The organism is Gordonia sputi NBRC 100414 (assembly GCF_000248055.1).
GTDB lineage: Bacteria > Actinomycetota > Actinomycetes > Mycobacteriales > Mycobacteriaceae > Gordonia > Gordonia sputi.
Genome location: NZ_BAFC01000059.1, coordinates 37,592 through 60,715, shown reverse-complemented (window position 1 = coordinate 60,715; position 23,124 = coordinate 37,592). Strand labels below are relative to the sequence as shown.

General features: G+C 66.1%; 15 protein-coding genes and 1 tRNA gene. 12 read left to right on the top strand and 4 right to left on the bottom strand.

Features of this window, described 5'->3' with window-relative positions:
* Nucleotides 1–178: 178 nt before the first annotated feature.
* From GOSPT_RS10015 to GOSPT_RS10005, 3 genes are read right to left on the bottom strand one after another with little or no spacing between them, the layout of a single operon-like run.
* Nucleotides 179–4,093: an ABC transporter ATP-binding protein gene (locus GOSPT_RS10015; protein WP_039855518.1), complete on the bottom strand. Its 3,915-nt coding sequence runs from the start codon at nt 4,091–4,093 to the stop codon at nt 179–181.
* Nucleotides 4,090–4,830 (bottom strand): hypothetical protein, encoded by a 741-nt coding sequence (locus GOSPT_RS10010; protein ID WP_005205768.1) that lies wholly within the window; start codon nt 4,828–4,830, stop codon nt 4,090–4,092. The genes GOSPT_RS10015 and GOSPT_RS10010 overlap by 4 nt, the downstream gene beginning before the upstream one ends.
* The gene (locus tag GOSPT_RS10005) at nt 4,827–5,882 is read right to left on the bottom strand and encodes a glutathione S-transferase family protein (protein WP_005205767.1); all 1,056 of its coding nucleotides are present in this window, start codon (nt 5,880–5,882) and stop codon (nt 4,827–4,829) included. The genes GOSPT_RS10010 and GOSPT_RS10005 overlap by 4 nt, the downstream gene beginning before the upstream one ends.
* Nucleotides 5,883–5,979: 97 nt before the next feature.
* On the opposite strand from GOSPT_RS10005, the gene GOSPT_RS10000 reads away from it, so the two are divergent.
* The 5 genes from GOSPT_RS10000 (at nt 5,980) to GOSPT_RS09980 (ending at nt 12,717) form a co-directional block, all read left to right on the top strand.
* Nucleotides 5,980–6,669, top strand: a complete 690-nt coding sequence (locus GOSPT_RS10000) for a PadR family transcriptional regulator (protein WP_005205766.1) — start codon at nt 5,980–5,982, stop codon at nt 6,667–6,669.
* Complete coding sequence (locus GOSPT_RS09995; protein WP_005205765.1) at nt 6,666–8,201, top strand: MFS transporter; 1,536 nt, start codon at nt 6,666–6,668, stop codon at nt 8,199–8,201. The genes GOSPT_RS10000 and GOSPT_RS09995 overlap by 4 nt, the downstream gene beginning before the upstream one ends.
* A gap of 65 nt (nt 8,202–8,266) precedes the next feature.
* On the top strand, nt 8,267–9,478 hold the full coding sequence (locus tag GOSPT_RS09990) for an exonuclease SbcCD subunit D (RefSeq protein WP_005205764.1): 1,212 nt from the start codon (nt 8,267–8,269) through the stop codon (nt 9,476–9,478).
* Nucleotides 9,475–12,456, top strand: coding sequence for an AAA family ATPase (locus GOSPT_RS09985; protein ID WP_005205763.1), 2,982 nt, complete (start codon nt 9,475–9,477; stop codon nt 12,454–12,456). The genes GOSPT_RS09990 and GOSPT_RS09985 overlap by 4 nt, the downstream gene beginning before the upstream one ends.
* Before the next feature lie 188 nt (nt 12,457–12,644).
* Nucleotides 12,645–12,717, top strand: a tRNA-Arg gene (locus tag GOSPT_RS09980).
* 50 nt (nt 12,718–12,767) lie between these two features.
* Here GOSPT_RS09980 and GOSPT_RS09975 read toward each other — a convergent pair.
* Nucleotides 12,768–13,151 carry a cupin domain-containing protein gene (locus tag GOSPT_RS09975; RefSeq protein ID WP_005205762.1) on the bottom strand — a complete coding sequence of 128 codons (384 nt, stop codon included), beginning with the start codon at nt 13,149–13,151 and terminating at the stop codon, nt 12,768–12,770.
* A 191-nt stretch (nt 13,152–13,342) separates the two neighbouring features.
* Between GOSPT_RS09975 and GOSPT_RS09970 the strand changes: the two genes are divergently transcribed.
* The 7 genes from GOSPT_RS09970 to rho all read left to right on the top strand — a co-directional run bounded on the left by GOSPT_RS09970 (nt 13,343) and on the right by rho (nt 23,111).
* Nucleotides 13,343–14,038 carry a class II glutamine amidotransferase gene (locus GOSPT_RS09970; RefSeq protein WP_231894510.1) on the top strand — a complete coding sequence of 232 codons (696 nt, stop codon included), beginning with the start codon at nt 13,343–13,345 and terminating at the stop codon, nt 14,036–14,038.
* 156 nt (nt 14,039–14,194) lie between these two features.
* On the top strand, nt 14,195–15,847 hold the full coding sequence (gene argS, locus GOSPT_RS09965; protein ID WP_005205760.1) for an arginine--tRNA ligase: 1,653 nt from the start codon (nt 14,195–14,197) through the stop codon (nt 15,845–15,847).
* Nucleotides 15,844–17,262, top strand: coding sequence for a diaminopimelate decarboxylase (gene lysA, locus GOSPT_RS09960; RefSeq protein WP_005205759.1), 1,419 nt, complete (start codon nt 15,844–15,846; stop codon nt 17,260–17,262). Before argS ends, lysA begins: the two co-directional genes overlap by 4 nt.
* 78 nt (nt 17,263–17,340) lie before the next feature.
* Nucleotides 17,341–18,648, top strand: a complete 1,308-nt coding sequence (locus GOSPT_RS09955) for a homoserine dehydrogenase (protein ID WP_039855539.1) — start codon at nt 17,341–17,343, stop codon at nt 18,646–18,648.
* A complete protein-coding gene (thrC, locus tag GOSPT_RS09950) occupies nt 18,641–19,735 on the top strand; it encodes a threonine synthase (RefSeq protein WP_005205757.1) in 1,095 nt (364 codons plus the stop codon). Before GOSPT_RS09955 ends, thrC begins: the two co-directional genes overlap by 8 nt.
* Before the next feature lie 19 nt (nt 19,736–19,754).
* Nucleotides 19,755–20,693, top strand: coding sequence for a homoserine kinase (gene thrB, locus GOSPT_RS09945; protein WP_174273049.1), 939 nt, complete (start codon nt 19,755–19,757; stop codon nt 20,691–20,693).
* A 399-nt stretch (nt 20,694–21,092) separates the two neighbouring features.
* Nucleotides 21,093–23,111 carry a transcription termination factor Rho gene (rho, locus tag GOSPT_RS09940; RefSeq protein ID WP_005205755.1) on the top strand — a complete coding sequence of 673 codons (2,019 nt, stop codon included), beginning with the start codon at nt 21,093–21,095 and terminating at the stop codon, nt 23,109–23,111.
* The last annotated feature ends 13 nt before the right edge of the window (nt 23,112–23,124 follow it).

The following is a 23,124-nucleotide window of genomic DNA, read 5'->3' as shown; positions in this document are numbered from 1 at the left end:
CTCGCCTCAATTCCCTCTGGTGTCGGGTCGCTCGCTCGCGTCGTGGAGTCCCTTGTGAAGATTACGACGCACCACCTGCTCATGGTACGCGCGCGACGTTGCGCCCCGTGTACCGACCGCGCCGACGTCACACCCGGTTGCGGTCCCGACCCGCGACCCTGGTGAGCAACGTCGATCGTCAGACGCGATCGTCGCCTTGAGCAGGCTCGATACCGTCGACGTCCGAATCGACACCTGCATCCCAGAACGCGCGGTACCTTCCACCCAACGACAGCAACTCGTCGTGTGTTCCCAACTCGACGATGCGTCCGTTGTCGACGACGGCGATCCGATCGGCGCGCGCCGCGGTGGCGAGTCGGTGGGCGACGATCACCGAGGTGCGTCGGCGGGTGACCGTCTCGCCCGCCGCGAGCACCAGCGCTTCGGTGGCCTGGTCGAGGGTCGCGGTTGCTTCGTCGAGAAGCAGGAGGTCGGGGTCGACTAGTTCGGCCCGCGCAAGCGCGATGAGTTGACGTTGGCCCGACGACAACCCGCCGCCGCGTTCGCCGACCTGATGGCGCATCCCGCCGTCGAGTCCGGCGATGACATCGGTGGCGCCGACAGCGAGTGCAGCGGCCGCGATCTGTGTCCGGTCGGCGTCGGGTCGGCCATAGGCGATGTTCTCGGCGACGCTACCGGTGAACAGGTGTGGTTCCTGGGGTACGAGCCCGATCCGATGTCGGTAGTCGAGCAGTCCGAAGTCGCGGATGTCGGTCCCATCCATGCGCACCTCACCGCTGGTGGGGTCGTAGAAGCGGGCGAGCAGTTTGACGACTGTCGACTTGCCCGCCCCCGTGCGACCGACGAGCGCCAGTGACGAACCTGCCGGGATGATCAGTTCGACGTCGCGCAGCGCGTCGGCATGAGCGCCGGTGTACCGGAACCCGACGTCGTCGAGTTCGATGTCGCCGTCGAAACCGTTGGCGGGCACCGGTATCCGATCCTCGCGTGACTCCAGCGAGCTGCGTGTGCGGAGGAGGTCCGCGATGCGTCGAAGCCCCACGACTGCCTGCTGATAGCCGTCGAAGACCTGAGAGAGCTGCTGCACCGGTCCGAAGAGCAACGAGAGATAGAGGATGAAGGCGACGAGTGTGCCCGCCTGCATCGTTCCGGTCGAGATGCGATGTGCACCAACGGCGATCGCCACGGCCGTCGCGACGTCGGACATCAGCGTGATGAATGGGAAGTACACCGAGATGGCCCGCTGCGAACGCATTCGTGCGCGCACCCATTCGACGGTGCGATCGGTGAAGCGGGTCATGGCGATGTCGCTGTTGCGGTAGGTCTGTGTGGTTCTGATCCCCGCGATGTTCTCTTGGAAGTCGGCGTTGACCACGCTCACCAGTTCGCGCGAGCGGGTGTACGCATCCGCGGCGACCCGTCGGAACGCGATGGTCGCGGCGATCATGATCGGAAACACGGGCAGGATGATCAGTCCGAGTTCGATATCGGTGAGCAGCAGTGCGACCGTGACACCGACGAGGGTCAGCACGGCGACGATCGCCGAGGTCAAACCTGTCTGCAGGAACGTCGATAGCGCGTCGACATCGGTGGTCATCCGCGTCATGATGCGGCCCGACAGTTCGCGCTCGTAGTAGTCGAGGCCGAGTCGTTGCAGGTGCGCGTAGCTGCGCACCCGGAGGCCGAACAGGACGCGCTCGCCTGCGCGTGTCGACGTCAACGTCATCACGGCGCCGACGATCCAGCCGAGCGCGACCAGTCCGACACCGAAGGCCGCGACCTCCCACAGGCGCGCTTCGTCGGCGCGGCCCGCGGCGTCGAGAACCGCACGGGCCAACGACGGAAAAGCGAGGCCGATGAGCGTGTCCAGCGAGATGCAGACGATCGCGGTGATCAGCAGCAGGCGGACCGGCGAGAGTATGCCCCACAGGCTGAACTGTCGGTTCTCACGACGTACCGACGCGGTGTCGACTCGGGGATCCTCGTCGGCGGGCGGCAGGGCGTCGACGGCCCGGAGCAATGCGGGCGTCGCCTGCATCGAACCGAGCGCGCTCGCCACACCGCCTCCGCGACCACTCGGTCCGCGACCCGGTGGTGGGGCGATGCGCGACATCGTCGACGCCGCGCTGACGTCTGCCGCCGGTGTCGATCCCGGATCGGCCGGTGGCCACAGCCGGTCCATGAGTGCGTCGTCGGCCGACGCAGGTGCCGTCGGCTCGGCGTGAGGTGTCGTGTCGCGCTGCGCGACCAACGCGCTCGACGACTCGACGACCACGCCGGTCATCAAGGCACGGAAGCGCGGACTGCGGGCATCGAGTTCGGCGACGGTTCCGATGTCGGTGATCCGCCCATCGTCGAGAACGGCCACCCGGTCGGCGAGCATCAGCGTCGACCGTCGATGCGCGAGGACCAGCATCGTCGGCCGGGCATCCCCGCCGCTGCGCAGGTCACGCAGGATGCGCGATTCGGTCGTGGCGTCGACGGCAGATGTTGCGTCGTCGAGCACGAGTACGCGTGGGTCGGCGTACAGCGCACGGGCGAGCGCGATGCGTTGTCGTTGGCCTCCCGAGAGGGTCAGGCCACGCTCGCCGACGATCGTCTCGAATCCGTCGGGGAGGGCAGTGATGAACTCGAGCGCGTCGGCGCGGGCTGCGGCGTCGACGAGGCGTGGGTGTGGCGAGCCGTCTGGCAGCGTGCGTGCATCGGCGGGAACGCCGAGTGCGATGTTGGCGGCGATCGTGTCGGAGTAGAGGAACGGTTCGTCGAAGACGACGGCGACCGCGGAATGCAGACTCTCGGCGGAGAGCGTGGCGACGTCGTGGGTGCCATCGGTCGAGACCAGTGACACCTCGCCGGCGGTCGGGGAGAGGTAGCGGCTGGTCAATTCCGCGATGGTCGACTTCCCGGAGCCGGGTGGTCCGACGATCGCGACGCACTCGCCGGGAGCGATGTCGAGGTCGATCTCGTGCAGGACGGCCTTGTCGCCGAACGCGAAGTCGACGTCGTCGAAGCGAAGTCCGAGAGCGCCGTCGGGCAGTGTGCCGGTCTGTCGGTCGCCGGGGTCGGTCGGTTCGTCGATGACGTCGTAGACACGGTCGACGGCCGCGCGAGCCAACTGTCCACTGACCACGACGTTGGTCAGCAGGCGTGCCAGTGACGTCATCGTGGCGACGTAGGTCGCGAACGCGAGGAAGGTGCCCGCGGTGATGGTGCCGCGCAACGTCAGCCACCCGCCGAGAGCGATGACCGCGACCATGCCCAACTGGGGTATCGCCGCCATGGTCGGGGCAAACCGCGCGTTGATCTTGGCTGCGCGCAAGCGTTTTGAATAGAGGTCGCGCGCGAGGCCGACGAGTTCGTCGACGGCGCGCGACTCCTGACCGAATCCCTTGACCACCCGCACGCCGGTCACGGTCTCCTCGACGTGCTGTGCGACGTTGGCCGCAGATTGCTGCGCCGACCAGGTAGCGGCGAAAAGCTTTCTGCGCGTGGTGAAGACGACGATTCCGACGACGGGAATGATGCTCAACGCGACGACCGTCAGCAGCGGCGACAGATAGGCCATGATCCCGATCGCGATCACCACCTGAACCGCGGCACCCGCCGACAACGGGACCACGGCCAGCAGTCCCTGCACGATCTGCAGGTCCGAAATCGACCGCGAGACAACCTGTCCCGTGCTGATGCGTGACTGAGCGGCACCGTCGAGATGCAGCAGCGTGTGCATCAGGCGGAGTCGCAACGCATTCTGCACGCTGATCGACAGTTGTCCCGCGGTGAGCCTGCGCCCGAACTGACAGGCGTAACGCACGACCGCCAACACAAGCAGCGCCGCGACTACCACCGAGATCGTCGCGCCGCCGCGTTGCGCTCCGGTCGCGTGATCAATCGCAGCCTTGGCCAGCAGGGGCGCGACGAGGTCGACGGCAACGGCAACCAGAGTCACCGCAAGAGTGACGACCACCAATCTGCGATGTCGCCAGCATTCAGTGGAGAGTCGACGAATCCAGCCGGTGCGCTGCGCGGAAGTCGGATTGTCGGTGGGTGGGGCATCTCGGATCGGGGCCGGGCTGTCCGTGAGGGAGCCGGTCACCGATCCCCGGCGGGCAGGCCGGGTTCGGTGACGACGCTCCCGTCGACGACATCGCCATGCCACGACTTCGGCGCCGGACCGAACGCCTCGCGTGCGTTGAGGACGACGCGACGTCCGAGTGCGCGGTTTCCGGCACCGCCGACAACGGCTCCGATACCTGCAGGCATCAGCTTCCCGAAGATGAGCGGCGCGCGCTTGATCGCATACTTCTTGACGATCTTGTTCATCAAAGTGGTGTTCAGTTTCCCGAGGCCACCACCGGGGATGGCTGCGGTTCCGAGTCGACGCAGTGCGCCACCTCGGGTGCCGATGAGGCGGCCGAGCGCTGCGACGCCCTCCTCACCGAGAGCCACCGCCAGGACGAGCGTCTTTCGTCGCTCGGACTGCTCGACGCCGATGCCGTGTACCTCGGCGACGGCCAGTGCGAACAACGCTGAGGCTTCGAGGAACAGGGCGGTCTCGCCCGTCATCGCGGTCAGCGCCGTCATGGTGCCGACCCCGGGGATCGCCGCGGTTGCGCCGACCGCGCTACCCGTACCCATGACGGTCCGCAGGAACTGCTTCTCCAGCCTCCGGATGATCTGCTCCGGCGACTCGTCTGGATGCGCCTTACGCAGCGCGTTCACGTACTTCTTGACCGCCGGAGCCTGGAGGCGCTGAGCCTTGTCCAGCAGGCCCCCGGTCACCTCGACCGCCTTCGCGGGAGGCTTCTGTTCGGTTCGTTTGGCTTCGGTCATGGCAGTGGTACCCAATCCTGTTCTGGCACGACCTCATTCGGCCGCGGTGGGGGTGGTGGCGTCCCGTCTCCGAAGGGGCTGCCCCCGAGCTCGTCGCGATGGTGAGGAGTGAGCCAATTCCTCAGGTCCGGGCCGTCGGGCACGATCCCGGTGGGATTGATGTCGCGGTGGACGAGGTAGTAGTGCTGCTTGATCTGTGTGAAGTCGACGGTGTCGCCGAAACCCGGAGTCTGGAAGAGATCTCGCGCGTACGCCCACAACACAGGCATCTCCGACAGTTTGCTCCGATTGCACTTGAAATGCCCGTGATAGACCGGATCGAATCGCGCAAGCGTCGTGAACAGCCGGACGTCTGCCTCGGTGATGGTGTCGCCCGCCAGGTAACGCTGCGCTGCCAGGCGTTCGGTCAGTTCGTCGAGTTTGGTGAAGAGCCGGTCGTAGGCCTTGTCGTACGCCTCCTGACTGCCGGCGAATCCGCAGCGGTACACGCCGTTGTTGACCTCGGTGTAGACACCCTTGCTGACGGATTCGATCTCGTCGCGTAGGTGCTCGGGGTAGAGGTCGGGCGCCCCCTCGCGGTGATAGTCGGACCACTCGACCTCGAAGTCGACGGTGATCTGCTTGAAGTCGTTGGTCACGACCTCACCGCTGGGGACGTCGACGATCGCCGGGACGGTGATGCCCTTCGGATAACCGGGGAACCGCTTCTCGTACGCGTCTTTGAGACGTGGAATCTTCAGGACGGGGTCGACGCCGCCGGGGTCGAGGTCGAACGTCCACGAGTCCTTGTCGTGGGTGGGACCGCACAGTCCCAACGAGATCGCATCCTCGAGACCGAGGAGTCGTCGAACGATCAGGGTGCGGTTGGCCCACGGGCACGCGCGCGCCGCCACGAGTCGATACCGACCTGCCTCGACCGGATAGCCGTCGCGACCATCGCGCGTGATGCGGGTCTCGATGTACTGCGTGTCGCGGACGAACTCCTGCCCGCTGGTGACATAGGACGCCTGCGTGCCTGACTGGGCTTGTGTGCCTGACTGGGCGGGACTCATGACTCCACAGTAGTGATCGCCACCGACGGTTGGCACCCGTTATTCGGCGCGGTATATTCCACCCGGAATATTTGGCAGCGAGAAAGGGGGCCACGCCGTGACTGTGACGCGACCGTTGGCTCCGCAGGCGATCCTGGTGCTCGGCCTGGTTGCCGAACGGCCGATGCACCCGTACGAGATGTTCCAGACCACGATCGAGCGCGAAGAAGACCGCCTCACCAAGATTCGTCCCGGCACGCTCTATCACACCGTCGACCGCCTGGCCGCCGACGGACTCATCGAGGTCGTCGAGGTCCGTCAGGAGGGCAACCGACCGCAGCGGACCGTTTACGCGATCACCGAAGCGGGCAGGGCCGCGCTCGCTGCGAGCCTCGAGGCGATTCTCGAACGTCACCCCGTCGAATATCCCGAGCTCTACCTCGCTCTGTCCGAAGCGCATTCGTTGCCGCGACAGCGGGTTGTCGAACTGCTTGAACGACGTATCGATGCGATGCGCGCAGATCGTGAACGGGTCGAGGTGGCGGCAGAGGCAGCGCATGCACGCGGAGCGGTCGAGATGTTCTACCTCGACGTCGGGTGCCGCCTGGCAACTCTGCAAACGCAGATCGATTGGCTTGTCGATCTCGTCGGGCGTCTGCGTCACAACGACATCGAGTGGATCGACGACCCCGGCTCGACGTGGCGCACGAAGCACACCACCACGCCGTCACCACCTCAATCCTCCCCAGCACAGAACTCGTCCCCAGCGCAGGATTCGTCCACACCTCAGAAAGTGCAGAACTCATGACCGCTCCGGCATTCAAGTCGGTGACCAACCGACCGTGGCTTTCGCTCATGTCCCTGTGCGTCGGCTTCTTCATGATCCTCGTCGACATGACGATCGTCGCCGTCGCACAGCCGCAGATCCGTGCGGCGCTCGATACCGACGTCAACGGCATCGTCTGGGTGACCAGCGCGTATCTGTTGACCTACGCTGTGCCGCTGCTGATCACGGGCAGGCTGGGCGACAAGTACGGACCCAAGACCGTCTACCAGGTGGGCCTTGTGGTGTTCACCGCCGCGAGCGTCTGGTGCGGGTTCTCCGGCTCGATCGGCGAACTGATCGCAGCGCGCGGACTGCAGGGCGTCGGAGCCGCACTCATCACGCCGCAGACGATGGCCATGATCACGCGTATCTTCCAGCCCGAAAAGCGTGGTGCGGCAATGGGTGTCTGGGGCACCATCGCCGGTGTGGCAACGCTGGTCGGCCCGCTGCTCGGCGGCGTGCTGACCGACAACCTCGGCTGGGAGTGGATCTTCTTCGTCAACCTCCCCGTCGGCATCATCGGCCTGATCCTCGCGGCCGTGCTCGTGCCCGAGGTCGAGAAGCACGACCACTCCTTCGACTGGGTCGGAGTCGTACTGTCGGCAATCGGTCTGTCCGCCTTGGTGTTCGGTATTCAAGACGGTGAGAAGTACGACTGGGCGCCGTGGATCTGGGCGCTCATCATCGTGGGCGTCGTCGTGTTCGCGCTGTTCATCTTCTGGGAGTCGCGAGTCAAGACCGAACCGCTCGTTCCGCTCTCGTTGTTCCGTCAGCGCAATTTCTCGTTGTCCAACATCGGTATCGCCTCGATGGGCTTCGCGATCTCCGGTCAGATGATTCCGGCCATGTTCTTCCTGCAGCTCGTCGGCGGCATGACGCCCACGCAATCGGCGTTGGTCATGGTGCCGATGGCGATCTTCACCGGCATCCTCGCACCGATCGTCGGGCGAGTTCTCGACCGCGTGCATCCCAGCCTCATCATCTCCACGGGTCTGTTCCTGGCATCGATCTCGCTGTTCTGGATGGGCAGCATCGCGCGGTCGGCGACCCCCGTGTGGCAGCTGATCCTGCCGCTGGCGCTGATGGGCATCGCGTCGGCGGGTATCTGGGCGCCGCTCGCGGCGACCGCAACCCGCGACCTCCCCTGGTACCAGGCTGGTGCGGGAGCAGGCGTCTACAACACCACGCGAATGATCGGCTCGGTGATCGGCGCGGCTGCTGTCGGCGCACTGATGCAGACGAGACTGGCCGCGAATCTGCCCGGCATGGACACCGCGTCGAACAACGACAGCGCCAAGCAGTTGCCGATCGAGGTCTTCGGTCACCCCGTCCGTGAGCCGTTCGCGCTCGCAATGGGACAGACCCTCTATCTGCCCGCGGCGGCATTGCTGATCGGCGTCGTCGCAACGCTGTTCCTCAAGCGGCCGGCGACGCAGCGTTCGTATCCGCCTGCGGCAGAAGCCAAGGCCGCAGCGGCCGCCGAAGGTGCGGTGGAAGAGGCCGGGGCAGCGTGACGGCATCCGGGGCGGGCTGACGCGCCTCCCCGGATCTGTCGGTGGCAGATCGTACGGTGTTTCCCATGCGAATCCTGCACACCTCCGACTGGCATATCGGCCGAACCTTCCACGGCGCCGACCTGCTCGATGACCAGCGCGCGTCGCTGCGTCACCTCGCAGACGTCGTCGCCGCGGAATCGGTCGATGTCGTCGTGGTGGCGGGCGACGTCTTCGACAGGTCGGTGCCCTCGGCCGACGCCGTCCGCGTCTACGACGACGGCCTTGCCGCGATTGCGGCCGCCGGTGCCGCGATCGTCGTGACCTCCGGCAATCATGATTCGCCGACACGTCTGGGTGTCGGATCGGGCTTCGCCGCAGCCGGTGGTCTGCATCTGCGCACCTCGGTGGCGTCGATCGCCGACCCCATCGTCTTCTCCGACGAACACGGAGACGTGGCGATCTACGGAATCCCGTACCTCGAACCCGAGGTCACGCGAACCGAACTCGGCGTCGACGACGCGCGCGGACACTCCGATGTGCTCACCGCGGCGATGGAACGCATCCGCGCCGACCTCGCCGGGCGCGACGCACGCTCGGTGGTGATTGCGCACGCGTTCGTCGTCGGTGGGCTCGCCACCGGATCCGAGCGTTCGATCAGCGTCGGGGGAGTAGAAACCGTTGCGGCCGAGGTGTTCTCGGGGGTCGACTATGTCGCGCTAGGCCACCTGCACTCGCCGCAGGAACTCACGCCAGCGGTTCGCTACAGCGGGTCGCCCATCCCGTACTCGTTCGGCGAGAACACACACCACAAAGCGGTGTGGCTCATCGACCTCGACGCCGACGGTGTGTCCGACGTCCGTCGCCACGATCTGCCGATCGTGCGCGGTCTCACGTCGCTGCGGGGCACGCTCGACGAGTTGCTGACCGACGAGTCGCTGTCGATTGCCGAAGACGACTACGTCGAAGCGACGCTGACCGATGCGGTCCGCCCGGTCGACGCGATGCGTGTTCTGCGACAACGGTTTCCGCATGCCGTGCACGTGCAGTGGCAGCGTCCCGACGCCGAGAACAGCGTCGACTACCGCTCTCGGGTGCGCGGTCGCAGCGATGCGGAGATCATCACATCCTTCGTCACCGATGTACGCGACAAGCCGACTACCCGTGAGCGGGCGCTTGTGGAAAGCGCGCTACGCGCTGTCGTCGGCGAGCCGGAGCAGGTCGCATCCTGCGAGCCGTTGGCGCTCTTCGAGATCGACGCGCCGGCAGACGGCCACCGGGTGGCAGAGTCGGCATGAGACTTCATCGGTTGCGCATGAGCGCGTTCGGGCCGTTCGCCGACGATACGGCGATCGACTTCGACGCGCTCGGAGCCGACGGCCTGTTCCTGCTGCACGGGCAGACGGGTGCAGGCAAGACGACGGTGCTCGACGCCGTCGCGTTCGCGCTCTTCGGCAGGGTGCCCGGCGCCCGGAACGAGGCCAAACGTCTGCATTCCGATCACGCTCCGGCAGAACAGGTTCCGCAGGTCGAGGTAGAAGCGACGATCAACGGCCGCCGATTCCGCATCATCCGGTCGCCCGAGTATCAGCGCCCCAAGAAGCGGGGGACGGGGACAACAAAGGTCCAGGCGAAGGCGACGCTCGAGTGGGTCGACGGGTCGGGGGTGGCACTCACCCGGTTGCCCGAGATCGGCGAGACCGTGAGCGAGCTCCTCGGCATGAGTGCCGAGCAGTTCTTCCAGGTCGTGCTTCTCCCGCAGGGCGACTTCTCGCGGTTTTTGCGCGCACCCAACGAAGAGCGAGAAGCGTTGTTGGAGAGACTTTTCGACACCGAGCGATTCGGTGACGTCGAGGAGTGGCTGCGCGAGCGTGCGCGAGAGAGTGCAGCGGCGCTCGACGCAAAGGCGGCGTCGATCGACCGCATCGCCGCACAGATCGGGGCCCTGGCCGACGTCGAGGCACCCATTGAGCCCGACATGGCCTGGGCGCAGAAATGCCTCGACGACGCTCGCGAGGCAGAACGCCGCGACGCCACGGCGTTGGCGGAGGCGCGCGACGTACTCGACGCCGCGCAGCAGTCATACGACCGCGGCAGAAAGATGATGCACGACAGGCAGCGTGGACTCGCCGCGCGGTCACGCATCGAACAACTCGACGCCGCCGAGCCCGAACTCGATGTCGCCGAGAAGGCACTCGCCGCCGCGCGTCGCGCGGCGCCCGTGGTCCCCGTGCTCGCCGATCACGAGCAGGCGATCGCCAACGCCCGTGCTGCCGATGCACTCCGTGCGGCAGCGGAATCGGCCGTGTCCGAGCATGCGGTGTCCGAAGAGGTGGAGGCGGCGTGGGCGCGCGAGTGCGACGACACCGAGTTGGCCCGCGCGATCGACACCTGGGCGGCGGAGTCGGGTCGGCTCGAACCGCTGGTGCGCAGGACACTCGAACGTCCCACGCTGATCGCTGCGATCGGCGCAGCTGAGGCCGAGGTCTCGGCTGCCGCCACCCGCACCGTCGAACTCGACGACGCGCTCGCGGCGCTGCCGGAGCAACGGACCGCAGCTATCGCTGCCCTGCACGATGCCCATGAGCAGCGTGCCCGGATCGAGACGCTGCGCAATCAGCAGGCACAGCAGACGTCGATTCTCGAGGCCATCGATGAGCGCGACAAACTCGAGGTTGTACTCAGTCGTGCCGAGCGCGCTGTCGCCGACGCACACTCGGCGCACAATGACGCACGGACCAGACTGCTCGACCTTCGCGAACGTCGCCTTGCCGGGATGGCGGCCGAACTCGCGTCCCAACTCGTCGACGGCGAGCCGTGCACCGTCTGCGGCTCGCGCGAGCACCCCGCACCCACGACGAGCGATCCAGGCGATCATGTGGGCGACGCCGACGAGGCGGCGGCTGCTGACATCGAACACCGCGCCTCCGCCGAGCTGACGCGTGCGCGCTCGTCGCTGGACACCTATCGCGAGCGAAAAGCCAATCTGGACAAGATGATCGGTGATGCGGAGCGCGAGTCCGTATGCTCCGATCGCGACGATACGGTCAAGCGGCGCACGAAAGCCGAACACGCCGCGGCGTCGGTCGACAAGCTGCAGCGCGTCGTCGACGAATTGGACGGGCGGACCAGCACATGGCAGGCCGAACGATCGCAGATTCAGGCGCGGCGGGCTGCGGCGTCCGTGCGTCTGGACTCCCTGCGTGGCGAACTCGAGTCGCTCGACGCGGAGGTCTCGACGGCAACCGGAGGCCGGGGCGATGTCAGCGGCCGCCGGGCCGAACTGGCCGAACTGTGTCGCTGCGCGACGGCTTTGCGAGATGCGCGTGCGGAGGTGCGCCGTGCCGGAGAGTGGGCGACACAGGCGGCGAGCCGCGCCGCGTCCGCGTGCGACGAAGCGCAGTTCGCCGACGAGACCGCGGTGCGAGCGGCGATGGCGACGGACGAGCAGATGGGGGTCTGGGAGTCGTCGCTGCGCAAGGCGCACGGCCTGAGAGTCGAGGCGCAGGGCACGCTCGACGACGACGACGTGCGTTCGGCGCTGGCAACCGAGCCCGTCGGCCTGGCTCACCTCGAGACCACGCTCGAGACGGTGCGCGCCCGCTGCGACGCCGCGTCCGGCGCTGCGGCCGTCTCCACGCGGCGAGCGACCGGGCTGGCCGATCACGTCACCCTCTACTGGGAGGCGCTGACCGATTTCGAGCCGATTCGTCTGCGGCAGAAGGAGATCCACGATCTCGCCGAATTGGTGAGTGGACGAGGGCAGAACGCGAAGCGAATGACACTGCGCTCGTACGTCCTCGCGGCACGCCTCGAAGAAGTCTTGGTCGCGGCGTCGGATCGACTTCGGCACATGTCCTCTGGCCGTTACGAATTCGCACACTCCGATGCCGGAGGGCCGCGGGGGCGTCGTGGCGGTCTCGGTATCGAGGTGCGCGACGAGTACACGGGTGTCACGCGTGCGGCGACAACCCTCTCGGGTGGCGAGACGTTCTTCGCGTCCCTGGCGCTGGCACTCGGACTTGCCGACGTCGTGTCGAGCGAAGCGGGCGGCCGTGTGCTCGACACGATGTTCATCGACGAGGGGTTCGGCACCCTCGACCCGGAGTCCCTCGACCTGGTGATGGGCGTGCTCGACGAATTGCGTTCGGGCGGCAGAGTTGTTGGCTTGGTCAGCCACGTCGACGAACTGCGTGCCCGTATTCCGTCGCAGTTGCACGTGCTGCGCGGCGAATCCGGCTCCACCGTCACCGTCCGGACGCTGACCGCCCCGTAAATGTGTGTCGTATCGAAGGATGTGGGCGCTGCAGCACCCACATCCTTCGATACGACACACATCTGGAGCGCTCGGCCCCGCACGTCAGCCGGCCATCCCAGCACCGACGGTCCGCCACGGTTCTGACACGCGTACCGACCGGGTTGGGATCTGTTGTCGCCGTGGGTTAGGCTTGCTGCGCCCGATGAGCCCCCGTAGCTCAGGGGATAGAGCGTCTGCCTCCGGAGCAGAAGGCCGCAGGTTCGAATCCTGCCGGGGGCACAGTTATATTCTCCCGGCCTCCCGTCGTGGGCATCGCTCCCCGGACAGGCCTAGCCTTCAGCCCCCGCCACGAAGCCCGACGCCGCGTCGTCGGCGAGGCCGACGTACAGGCGCCGCCACGGATCGTCGCCGATCAGCTCCCACTGGTGACCGCTGCCGTCGGTGTCCTCGGCAACAAGTACGACGCCGGGCTCGAGCCGAAAGCGCTCGCCGTCGCGGGTGATGAAATCGAGGACTCCAGCAAGTGTGATCACGTACTGCCGACGCGGGGCGGTGTGCCAGGCGAACGATCCGCCCTGCGCTGTCTCCTGAAAAGCCGCCGTAGTCGTCGCCGTATCGGACGACCGCAACGTGCCGGCGTCGAGAGAGATCGTGCCGTACTCGACGTGGGATCGGCCGCCGTCGTCGTTGAAGAGTCGAATCGCCGAGATCATGCCATGAACTCTACGAGCTCGTCGCCGTGATTCCCGCGCGCAACGGCGCACCCTGTTAGCGTCGAAACCATGTGCCGCTGGCTTGCCTACGCTGGTCTCCCATTCGCATCGAAGACCTTCTCACCAGGCCCTCACACTCACTGGTCGATCAGAGCTTCGAGGCGCGGCAGTTGTACCTTCCCGGTGCGCCGATGACGTCGATGTTCCGTAACCACGCGTGGCCGACCAACGGCGACGGATTCGGTGTCGGATGGTGGGGTGATCGCAGCTTCCCGGGTCAATACCGCGATGTACGGCCCGCATGGAGTGACGCAAATCTGCATCGGCTGGCCGAACAGGTCTCCTCGCCGATGTTCCTCGCCCACGTCCGGGCTGCGCTGGGAGGCACGATCGATCGAGCAAACTGTCACCCATTCCAGTACGGGCGGTGGCTGTTTCAGTACAACGGCGAAATCGGCGACTTCTTCCGGCTCAAGCGCGACCTCACACTCGACGTGGCGCCCGAGCTGTATCCGTTCATCGAGGGCAACGCCGACACCGAACTCTGCTTCTACCTCGCGTTGACCTACGGACTCGACACCGATCCCAAGGGTGCGTTGGCGCGCCTGGTCGGGCGTGTGGAGCAGGCGCGCACCGACAACGGCGTCGGCGCCCCGTTCAGTGCCACGATCTGCGCCGCCAACGGCGAGGAGATCTACGCGGTGCGCTACTCGAGCAATCGGGCGTCGAATTCGCTCTATCACTCGGTAGGCACGATGCGATTGACCGCCGGCGACCGCGGGGGAGATATCGAACTCCCCGCTGACGGGCGCATCGTGGTGTCCGAACCATTGGAACTCGAGTACCGCGATACCAAGTGGGTCGAGATTCCGGAGTGTCGATCGTGACCGTTCGTTCAGGGGTTGAACCCACGATCGAACCCTTCACACCGACCGTGCTCCCTCACGAGCACGCCTCCTAGAGGCTTTCGGCTACCCGTACACCGACGCCACCTACCAGGGGCGTTGTCGCCCGAAGAATGCAGGCCAATAGGATGGTGACCTGTGACTCCCGCCGACCTCGCTGCATTGCTGAGTGCCGTGACCCGGACCGTCGTGTCCGACCACGGACTCGACGCTTCTCTGGTGCCCGACTCCGTGGTCGTCGAGCGCCCGCGCCTCGCTGATCACGGCGACTACTCGACCAACGTCGCACTCCAACTCGGCAAGAAGCTCGGCGTCAACCCGCGTGAGCTCGCCGGCTGGCTCGCCGACGCATTCTCCGCGGCTGACGGAATCGACAAAGCCGAGGTCGCGGGCCCGGGATTCGTCAACATCTGGCTTGCAGCGGCCGCTCAGAACAGCGTGATCGAGACCGTCCTCACCAACACCGTCGACTACGGCAGGGGCGACGAGTTCTCCGACAAGACCATCAACCTCGAGTTCGTCTCCGCCAACCCGACCGGCCCCATCCACCTCGGTGGCACCCGGTGGGCCGCCGTGGGCGACGCGCTCGGGCGGGTGCTGGCCGCACGCGGGGCGAAGGTCACCCGCGAGTACTACTTCAACGACCACGGCTCGCAGATCGACAAGTTCGCACGGTCACTCGAAGCGTCGGCACTCGGTGAGCCGACGCCCGAGGACGGTTACGCGGGCGAGTACATCGTCGAGATCGCGAATCAGGTCGTCGAGGCGGTACCGGGCGTACTCGAGCAGCCGCAGGAGCAGCGTCGCGAGACCTTCCGCTCGGTGGGCGTCGAGCTGATGTTCGACCACATCAAGTCGAGCCTGCACGAGTTCGGAACCGACTTCGACGTGTTCACCCACGAGAACTCGATGTTCACCTCGGGCCTCGTGGAGGAGTGCATCGCCGAGCTGCGCGCAAACGGAAACCTCTACGAATCCGACGGCGCGTGGTGGCTGCGCACAACGAACTTCGGCGACGACAAGGATCGCGTCGTCATCAAGAGCGACGGCGAGGCCGCCTACATCGCGGGCGACATCGCCTACTACCGCGACAAGCGCAACCGCGGTTTCAACCTGTGCATGTACATGCTCGGCGCCGACCACCACGGCTACATCAAGCGACTCAAGGCTGCGGCCGCGTCACTCGGTGACGATCCCGACACCGTCGAGGTCCTCATCGGCCAGATGGTCAACCTCGTCCGCGACGGCAAGCCCGTGCGGATGAGCAAGCGTGCCGGCACCGTGATCACGCTCGACGATCTCGTCGACGCGGTCGGAGTCGACGCCGCGCGCTACGCACTCATCCGCTCGTCGATCGACGTCAACATCGACATTGACCTCGACCTGCTGGCCAAGCAGTCCAACGACAACCCGGTCTACTACGTGCAGTACGCACACGCGCGGTTGTCGGCGATCGCTCGCAACGCCGACGAACTGGGCCTCAAGCCCCGACTCGAACACCTCGACCTGCTCGACTCCGACACCGAGGGCGATCTGATCCGCACGATCGGCGACTTCGACGAGGTGGTGGCCACGGCGGCGCAACTGCGTGAGCCGCACCGCATCTCGCGCTACCTGGAGTCGCTCGCGGGTGCCTACCACCGGTTCTACGCCCATAATCGGGTGCTGCCACAGGGCGATGAGGAACCCGGTGACATCCACGGCGCGCGCCTTGCGCTGAGCGCGGCAACCCGTCAGGTGCTGCGCAACGGACTCGATCTCATCGGCGTCAGCGCTCCGGAGCGGATGTGAACGCGCATCCGGCGGGACCGCGCCACGCCGAGACCCAAGCGGCACCGCAGTTGGCCCAGCAGCCGAATGACCCTGCCGCGGTGGCGCAGATCCCCGCAAACGTCTTCCCGCGCAATGCTGTTCGTGCCGAGTCCGGTGAGCTGACCATCGCGGGCGTCGGAGTAGGCGAGCTGGCCGAGACATTCGGCACCCCGCTGTTCGTGCTCGACGAGGATGATTTCCGCTCCCGCTGCCGCGACATGATGACCGCGTTCGGGCCCTACGGACGTGTGCACTACGCGTCGAAGGCGTTCCTGTGCAGCGAGGTTGCGCGCTGGGTCGACCAGGAGGGTCTGTCACTCGACGTCTGTTCGGGTGGTGAGCTCGCGATCGCCCTTCACGCGGGCTTCCCGGCCGAGCGAATCGCCTTGCACGGCAACAACAAGAGCCTCGACGAACTCGACGCGGCACTCGAGGCCGGTGTCGGTCACATCGTGCTGGACTCGATGATGGAGATCGAGCGCCTCGACCGCTTGGCGGGCGAGCGCGGCGTTGTTGCCGACGTACTGATCCGCGTGACGGTCGGCGTCGAGGCCCACACCCACGAGTTCATCGCCACGGCGCACGAGGATCAGAAGTTCGGATTCGCGCTGTCGGGCGGCGTCGCCATGGAAGCGGTTCGACGCGTCTTCGCCACCGACAACCTGCGACTGGTGGGGCTGCACAGCCACATCGGCTCCCAGATCTTCGACATGGACGGTTTCGAGCTCGCGGCACATCGCGTGCTCGGATTGCTGCACGACGTCGTCGACGAGTTCGGTGTCGACAAGACATCGCAGATGTCGATCGTCGATCTCGGTGGGGGACTGGGTATTTCGTACCTTCCCGACGAACGTCCGCTGCCCATCGCCGACGTCGCCGAGACACTCGCCGCCATCGTCCGCCGCGAATCGGAAGCGGTTGGCCTGCCGATGCCGACCATCGCCGTCGAACCCGGTCGCGCGATCGCGGGGCCGGGCACCATCACGCTTTACCGGGTCGGGACCATCAAAGACGTCGAACTCGGCGGCGGGTCGGTGCGTCGCTACGTGTCCGTCGACGGAGGCATGAGCGACAACATCCGAACGGTGCTGTATCAGGCCGAGTACGACGTGCGGTTGGTCTCACGGGTGTCCGACGACGACGCGGTGGTCAGCCGCGTCGTCGGAAAGCATTGTGAGAGTGGCGACATCGTGATCAAGGACTGCTGGCTACCCGGCGACCTCGAACCCGGCGATCTGATCGCCGTCGCGGCGACCGGTGCGTACTGCTATTCGATGTCGAGCCGATACAACATGGCGATGCGGCCGGCTGTGGTCGCGGTGGCCGACGGTACGGCGAGGGTGATTCTTCGCCGCGAGACACTCGACGACTATCTGCGGCTGGAGGTGAGCTGAATGAGCAACGGTGCAGGACAAGAAGAATCAGCAGGACAAGACAACTCGGTAGGGCAAGACCAATCGGCGGGACAAGACATGACAGCGCAGGACAAGACGATCGGCGTCGCGGTCCTCGGTATGGGCAACGTGGGTTCCGAGGTCGTGCGGATCATCGAGGACAACGCCGCCGACCTGAGGGCTCGGGTCGGTGCGCCCGTCGAATTGCGCGGCGTCGCGGTGCGTGATCTGACTCGACCACGCAAGATCGCTCAGGAACTGATCACCGACGACCCCGCGGCACTCGTGGCACGCGACGATGTCGACATCGTCGTCGAACTCATGGGCGGAATCGACCCCGCACGCGAATTGATCCGCACCGCACTGCAATCGGGCAAGTCTGTGGTGACTGCCAACAAGGCGCTGCTCGCCGAGTACACGGGCGAACTCGCCACCGCGGCCGCCGACGCGAAAGTGGATCTGTACTTCGAGGCGGCCGTCGCCGGAGCAATTCCGGTGGTGCGTCCGCTGATGCAGTCCCTCGCGGGCGACACCGTCGAGCGAGTCGCCGGAATCGTCAACGGCACCACCAACTTCATCCTCTCGGAAATGGCCGAGACCGGTGCCGACTACGCCGAAACCCTCGCAGAGGCAGGACGTCTGGGTTACGCCGAGGCCGATCCGACGGCCGACGTCGAGGGTTACGACGCGGCAGCCAAGGCCGCGATCCTCGCGTCGATCGCGTTCCACACTCGTGTGACCGCGGCCGATGTCTACCGCGAGGGCATCACGAACGTGACGTCCGACGACCTGGTTGCGGCGAAGAAGTTCGACTGCACGGTCAAACTTCTCTCGATCTGTGAGCGTGTGCGGGGTGACGATGGTGCGCAGCGTGTGTCGGCGCGTGTCTACCCGGCGCTGATCCCGTTGTCGCACCCACTCGCAACGGTCAACGGGGCGTTCAACGCGGTCGTGGTCGAGGCCGAGAACGCGGGAAGGCTCATGTTCTACGGACAGGGTGCCGGCGGTTCGCCGACGGCATCGGCGGTGCTCGGCGACATGGTGATGGCTGCGCGAAACAAGGTGCACGGTGGTCGCGGACCACTCGAATCGACCTACGCGTCGTTGCCGATTGCGTCGATCGACGAAGTGCCCACCCGCTACTACGTCTCCATGCGAGTCGCCGACAAGCCCGGTGTACTCTCGCAGGTCGCCAACGAATTCTCGAAGCGATCGGTGAGTATTGCCGCAGTCCGTCAGGAAGGCGCGGGCGACGACGCCCGGCTGATCGTCGTCACACACCGCGCACCCGATCGAGCTCAGTCGGAATGCGTTGCAGCACTTGAGGACATGGACTCCGTGAACACGGTTTCCAGCGTTCTGCGATTGGAAGGAACCGATGACTGACGCGACCAACGCACCCGCGCACGCGCCTGTGCACGCAGGCTGGCCGGGGCTGATCGAGGCCTATCGTTCACGACTGCCCGTCGGCGACGACTGGAAGGTCGTGACCCTCCTCGAGGGTGCGACCCCGCTGGTACCGGCGCCATACCTGTCGGAGCTGACCGGCTGTGAGGTGTACCTCAAGGTCGAGGGCCTCAACCCGACGGGCTCGTTCAAGGACCGCGGCATGACCATGGCCGTGAGCAACGCGGTCAACAACGGCAAGACCGCAGTCCTGTGCGCGTCGACGGGCAATACGTCGGCGTCGGCGGCTGCCTACGCCACCCGCGCCGGTATCACCTGCGCCGTCTTGATTCCCGAAGGAAAGATCGCGATGGGCAAGCTCGCCCAGGCGGTCATGAGCGGCGCCAAGATCATCCAGGTGCAGGGCAACTTCGACGACTGTCTCGAACTCGCGCGCAAGGCCACCGCGGAGTTCACCGAGATCGAGCTGGTCAACTCGGTCAATCCGGCGCGTATCGAGGGGCAGAAGACCGCGGCATTCGAGATCGTCGACGTCCTCGGTCGCGCGCCCGACGTGCACGTGCTCCCGGTGGGCAACGCGGGCAACATCACCGCGTACTGGAAGGGCTATCGCGAGTACCACGCCGACGGCATCAGCGATCTTCCGCGCATGCTCGGTGTGCAGGCAGCCGGTGCTGCTCCGCTGGTCAACGGAGCGCCGGTGAAAGATCCCGAGACCATCGCCACCGCGATCCGCATCGGGTCGCCCGCAAGCTGGAACCAGGCCGTCGCGGCCAAGGAGGAGTCGGGCGGCCAGTTCCGCGCAGCCACCGACGAGAAGCTGCTCGAGGCGTATCGCCTCGTGGCGGGCAAAGAGGGCGTCTTCGTCGAGCCCGCGTCCGCTGCCAGCGTGGCGGGCCTGCTCGCGGCCCACGCCGACGGTTGGATCACTCCGGGCCAGACGGTTGTGTGCACCGTGACCGGAAACGGCCTCAAGGACCCCGACACCGCGCTCCTCGGCATGCCGGAAGTCGAGGCGATTCCCGTCGATCCCGTGGCTGTTGCCGATGCACTCGGCGTCGCCTGAAGCTGGGACGGCCCGACGAATGGTCAGCCCGGATACGGTGTATAGGCAACTGCCGGAAGGTCTTTCGACCAAGGTGCGCGTGCCTGCGTCGAGTGCGAACCTCGGACCGGGGTTCGACTCGCTCGGCATCGCGCTCGGCCTCTACGACGAGGTCGTCGCATCGACGACACCCGCGGGCATCGACGTCGACGTCGTGGGTGAGGCAGCCGACGACGTGCCGCGTGATGCCAACCATCTCGTCGTCCGCGCGCTCCTCGCAGGACTCGCGCACGCGGGGGTGTCGGCCGCTGGGCTGCACCTGAAGACGGTCAACGCGATCCCGCATTCGCGCGGCCTCGGATCGTCGGCCTCGGCCGCGGTCTCAGGACTCGCCGCAGCGTCGGGGCTTGTCGTCGCCGCAGGCCTCGGCGACCCCATCTCCGACGCCGACCTGGTGCAACTGGCCAGCGCCTTCGAGGGGCACCCCGACAACGCCGCGGCAAGCGTGCTGGGGTCCGCGGTCGTGACCTGGATCGAACCCGGTGAGCATGCCCGCTATGGCGCGCGGCGGCTCGATGTCCACCCCGCGATCCGCGCGACAGCCTTCGTTCCGTCGACCGAGTCGTCGACGTCGTTCACCCGTGGGCTGCTGCCCGACGACGTCCCGCGTACCGACGCGATCTTCAATGTCAGTCGTGCAGCGCTCGCCGTCGTAGCCCTGACGTCCGATCCGAGTTGTCTGTTTGCAGCAACCGACGACCGGTTGCATCAGCCCTATCGCGCGGCCGCCATGCCCGAGACCGCGCGGCTCGTCGCCGCCCTCCGGGCGCGGGGATACGCGGCAACAGTCTCCGGGGCAGGCCCTAGCGTGCTGGTCCTCGACACGCGATCGGTCGATTCGACGACCCGCGAACTGGCAGGCGAACAGGGCTTTCGCGTGCAGCAACTCGAGATTGCCGGCGGCGTCCAGATCGGCTGAATCTCCTCATGCGGATTCGGCGTGTTGCCGGTACCATGCCTGGGGGGTTATCATAAACTGGTCTAGCCGCGCAGGCTCGTTCCGCCGTGCTTCTCACCGATCTCTGATCAACATCCGGTCGGCTCCCGGGTGTGCACATGAGCAGTCACCGATCTGGGGCATCGCGCAATCCGCGAGTCGGCACTTCTTGTCGAGAGCAGATTCTTGTCGAGAGCACAGCAGTTCAGGAGTGACATACCGCAGCCGGACCACAATCTTGTCCGCCCGTCCACCACGGACGGCGGTCATTTCCTCTGAAGGTTGACGACGCGTCGAGCCGATCGAGCGGCGTCGGACACCTCAGTAGGCGATATCACGACCTCATGCAGCATCTGACTGCGGAGGAACGAAAGGACATCCGTGACTGATACGGACCTGATCACCGCGCCAAGCGTCGCCGACGACCAAGGCGCACCCAAGACCAAGCCGCGCGCAGGCCTCTCCGGCATGGTGCTGACCGAACTCCGTTCACTCGCAGGTGAGCTGGGCATCAAGGGCACGTCCGGAATGCGCAAGGGCGATCTGATCGCCGCCATCAAGGAGCGCCAGGGCGCAGGATCACCTGCCGCCGACGCACAGAAGGCAACCGCACCCAAGGCCGAGGCTGTTGCCGGTGAGGCTCCCAAGGCGGTCCGCAGCGCGACCCGCCGTACGAAGACCGCGACATCTGCCGAGGCTGCGCCGGAGCAGATGACGATCACCTCCGAGACCACTGCGAGCCCGCAGTCGGAGAAGTCTGCCGGCAGTACTCCTGCAAGCAGTGGCTATGCCGACGGTGCTGCTACCGACTCGGCGAACGGTGCGTCGGTGGAGTCGAGCGCGCAGAGCACTCGGACCGACAGCGACCAGTCGAACAATCACCGCGGTGACAACGACCGTGGTGGCAACGGGCGCGGTGACAACGATCGCGGTGACAACGGGCGCGGCGAGTCCGACCACGCGTCGAACCAGGGCGGCAACAATCGCAACCGCACCCGCAACCGCAACGGTGGGCAGGGCGGTTCGAACTCGAACGGCTCGAACTCGGCTCAGCAGGGCGGAAGCAACCAAAGCAGCGAGGGCGGCCAGAACAGCGGCAAGAACCAGGGCCCCAACAACAATCGCGACAACAACAATCGCGACGACGATGGCGAAGGTGGTCGCGGACGCCGCGGTCGTCGCTTCCGTGAACGTCGCCGTGGACGTGACCGTGACGGATCGGGTGGCGGCGAGCCGCAGATCTCCGAAGACGACGTGTTGCAGCCTGTCGCAGGCATTCTCGACGTTCTCGACAACTACGCCTTCGTGCGGACCTCGGGTTACCTCGCCGGTCCCAACGACGTGTACGTCTCGATGAATCTCGTTCGCAAGAACGGTTTGCGTCGTGGCGACGCGATCACCGGTGCCGTGAAGGTGCCGCGTGATGGCGAGCAGCAGAATCAGCGACAGAAGTTCAATCCGTTGGTGCGTCTCGACTCGGTCAACGGGTCAGATGTCGAATCCGCCCGTAAGCGACCGGATTTCAACAAGCTGACACCGCTGTACCCGAACCAGCGACTGCGTCTCGAGACCGCCAAAGAGCAACTCGACACCCGCGTCATCGACCTCATCATGCCGATCGGCAAGGGGCAGCGCGCACTGATCGTGTCGCCTCCGAAGGCAGGTAAGACGACGATCCTGCAGGACATCGCCAACGCGATCGCGATCAACAACCCCGAATGTCACCTCATGGTGGTCCTCGTCGACGAGCGACCCGAAGAGGTCACCGACATGCAGCGTTCGGTCAAGGGTGAGGTCATCGCCTCGACCTTCGATCGTCCGCCGTCAGACCACACGTCGGTCTCGGAGCTCGCGATCGAGCGCGCCAAGCGCCTCGTCGAGCAGGGCAAAGACGTTGTGGTGCTGCTCGACTCGATCACCCGCCTCGGCCGTGCGTACAACAACGCGTCGCCCGCTTCGGGACGCATCCTGTCCGGTGGTGTCGATTCGACGGCGCTCTACCCGCCGAAGCGATTCCTCGGCGCCGCTCGCAACATCGAGAACGGCGGATCGCTGACGATCATCGCATCTGCGCTGGTCGAGACCGGTTCGACCGGCGACACGGTGATCTTCGAGGAGTTCAAGGGCACCAGTAACGCCGAGCTCAAGCTCGACCGCAAGATCGCGGATCGTCGTGTGTTCCCGGCTGTCGACGTCAACCAGTCGAGCACCCGTAAGGACGAACTGCTGATGTCTCCCGAGGAGTTCGCCATCATGCACAAGCTCCGTCGCGTGCTGAGCGGACTCGACTCGCAGCAGGCCATCGACCTGCTGATCAGCCAGCTCAAGAAGACCAAGAACAACTACGAGTTCTTGCTCCAGGTGCAGTCGAACGCCCCCGGCGCCATGAAAGACGACTGACGCAGCAGGACGA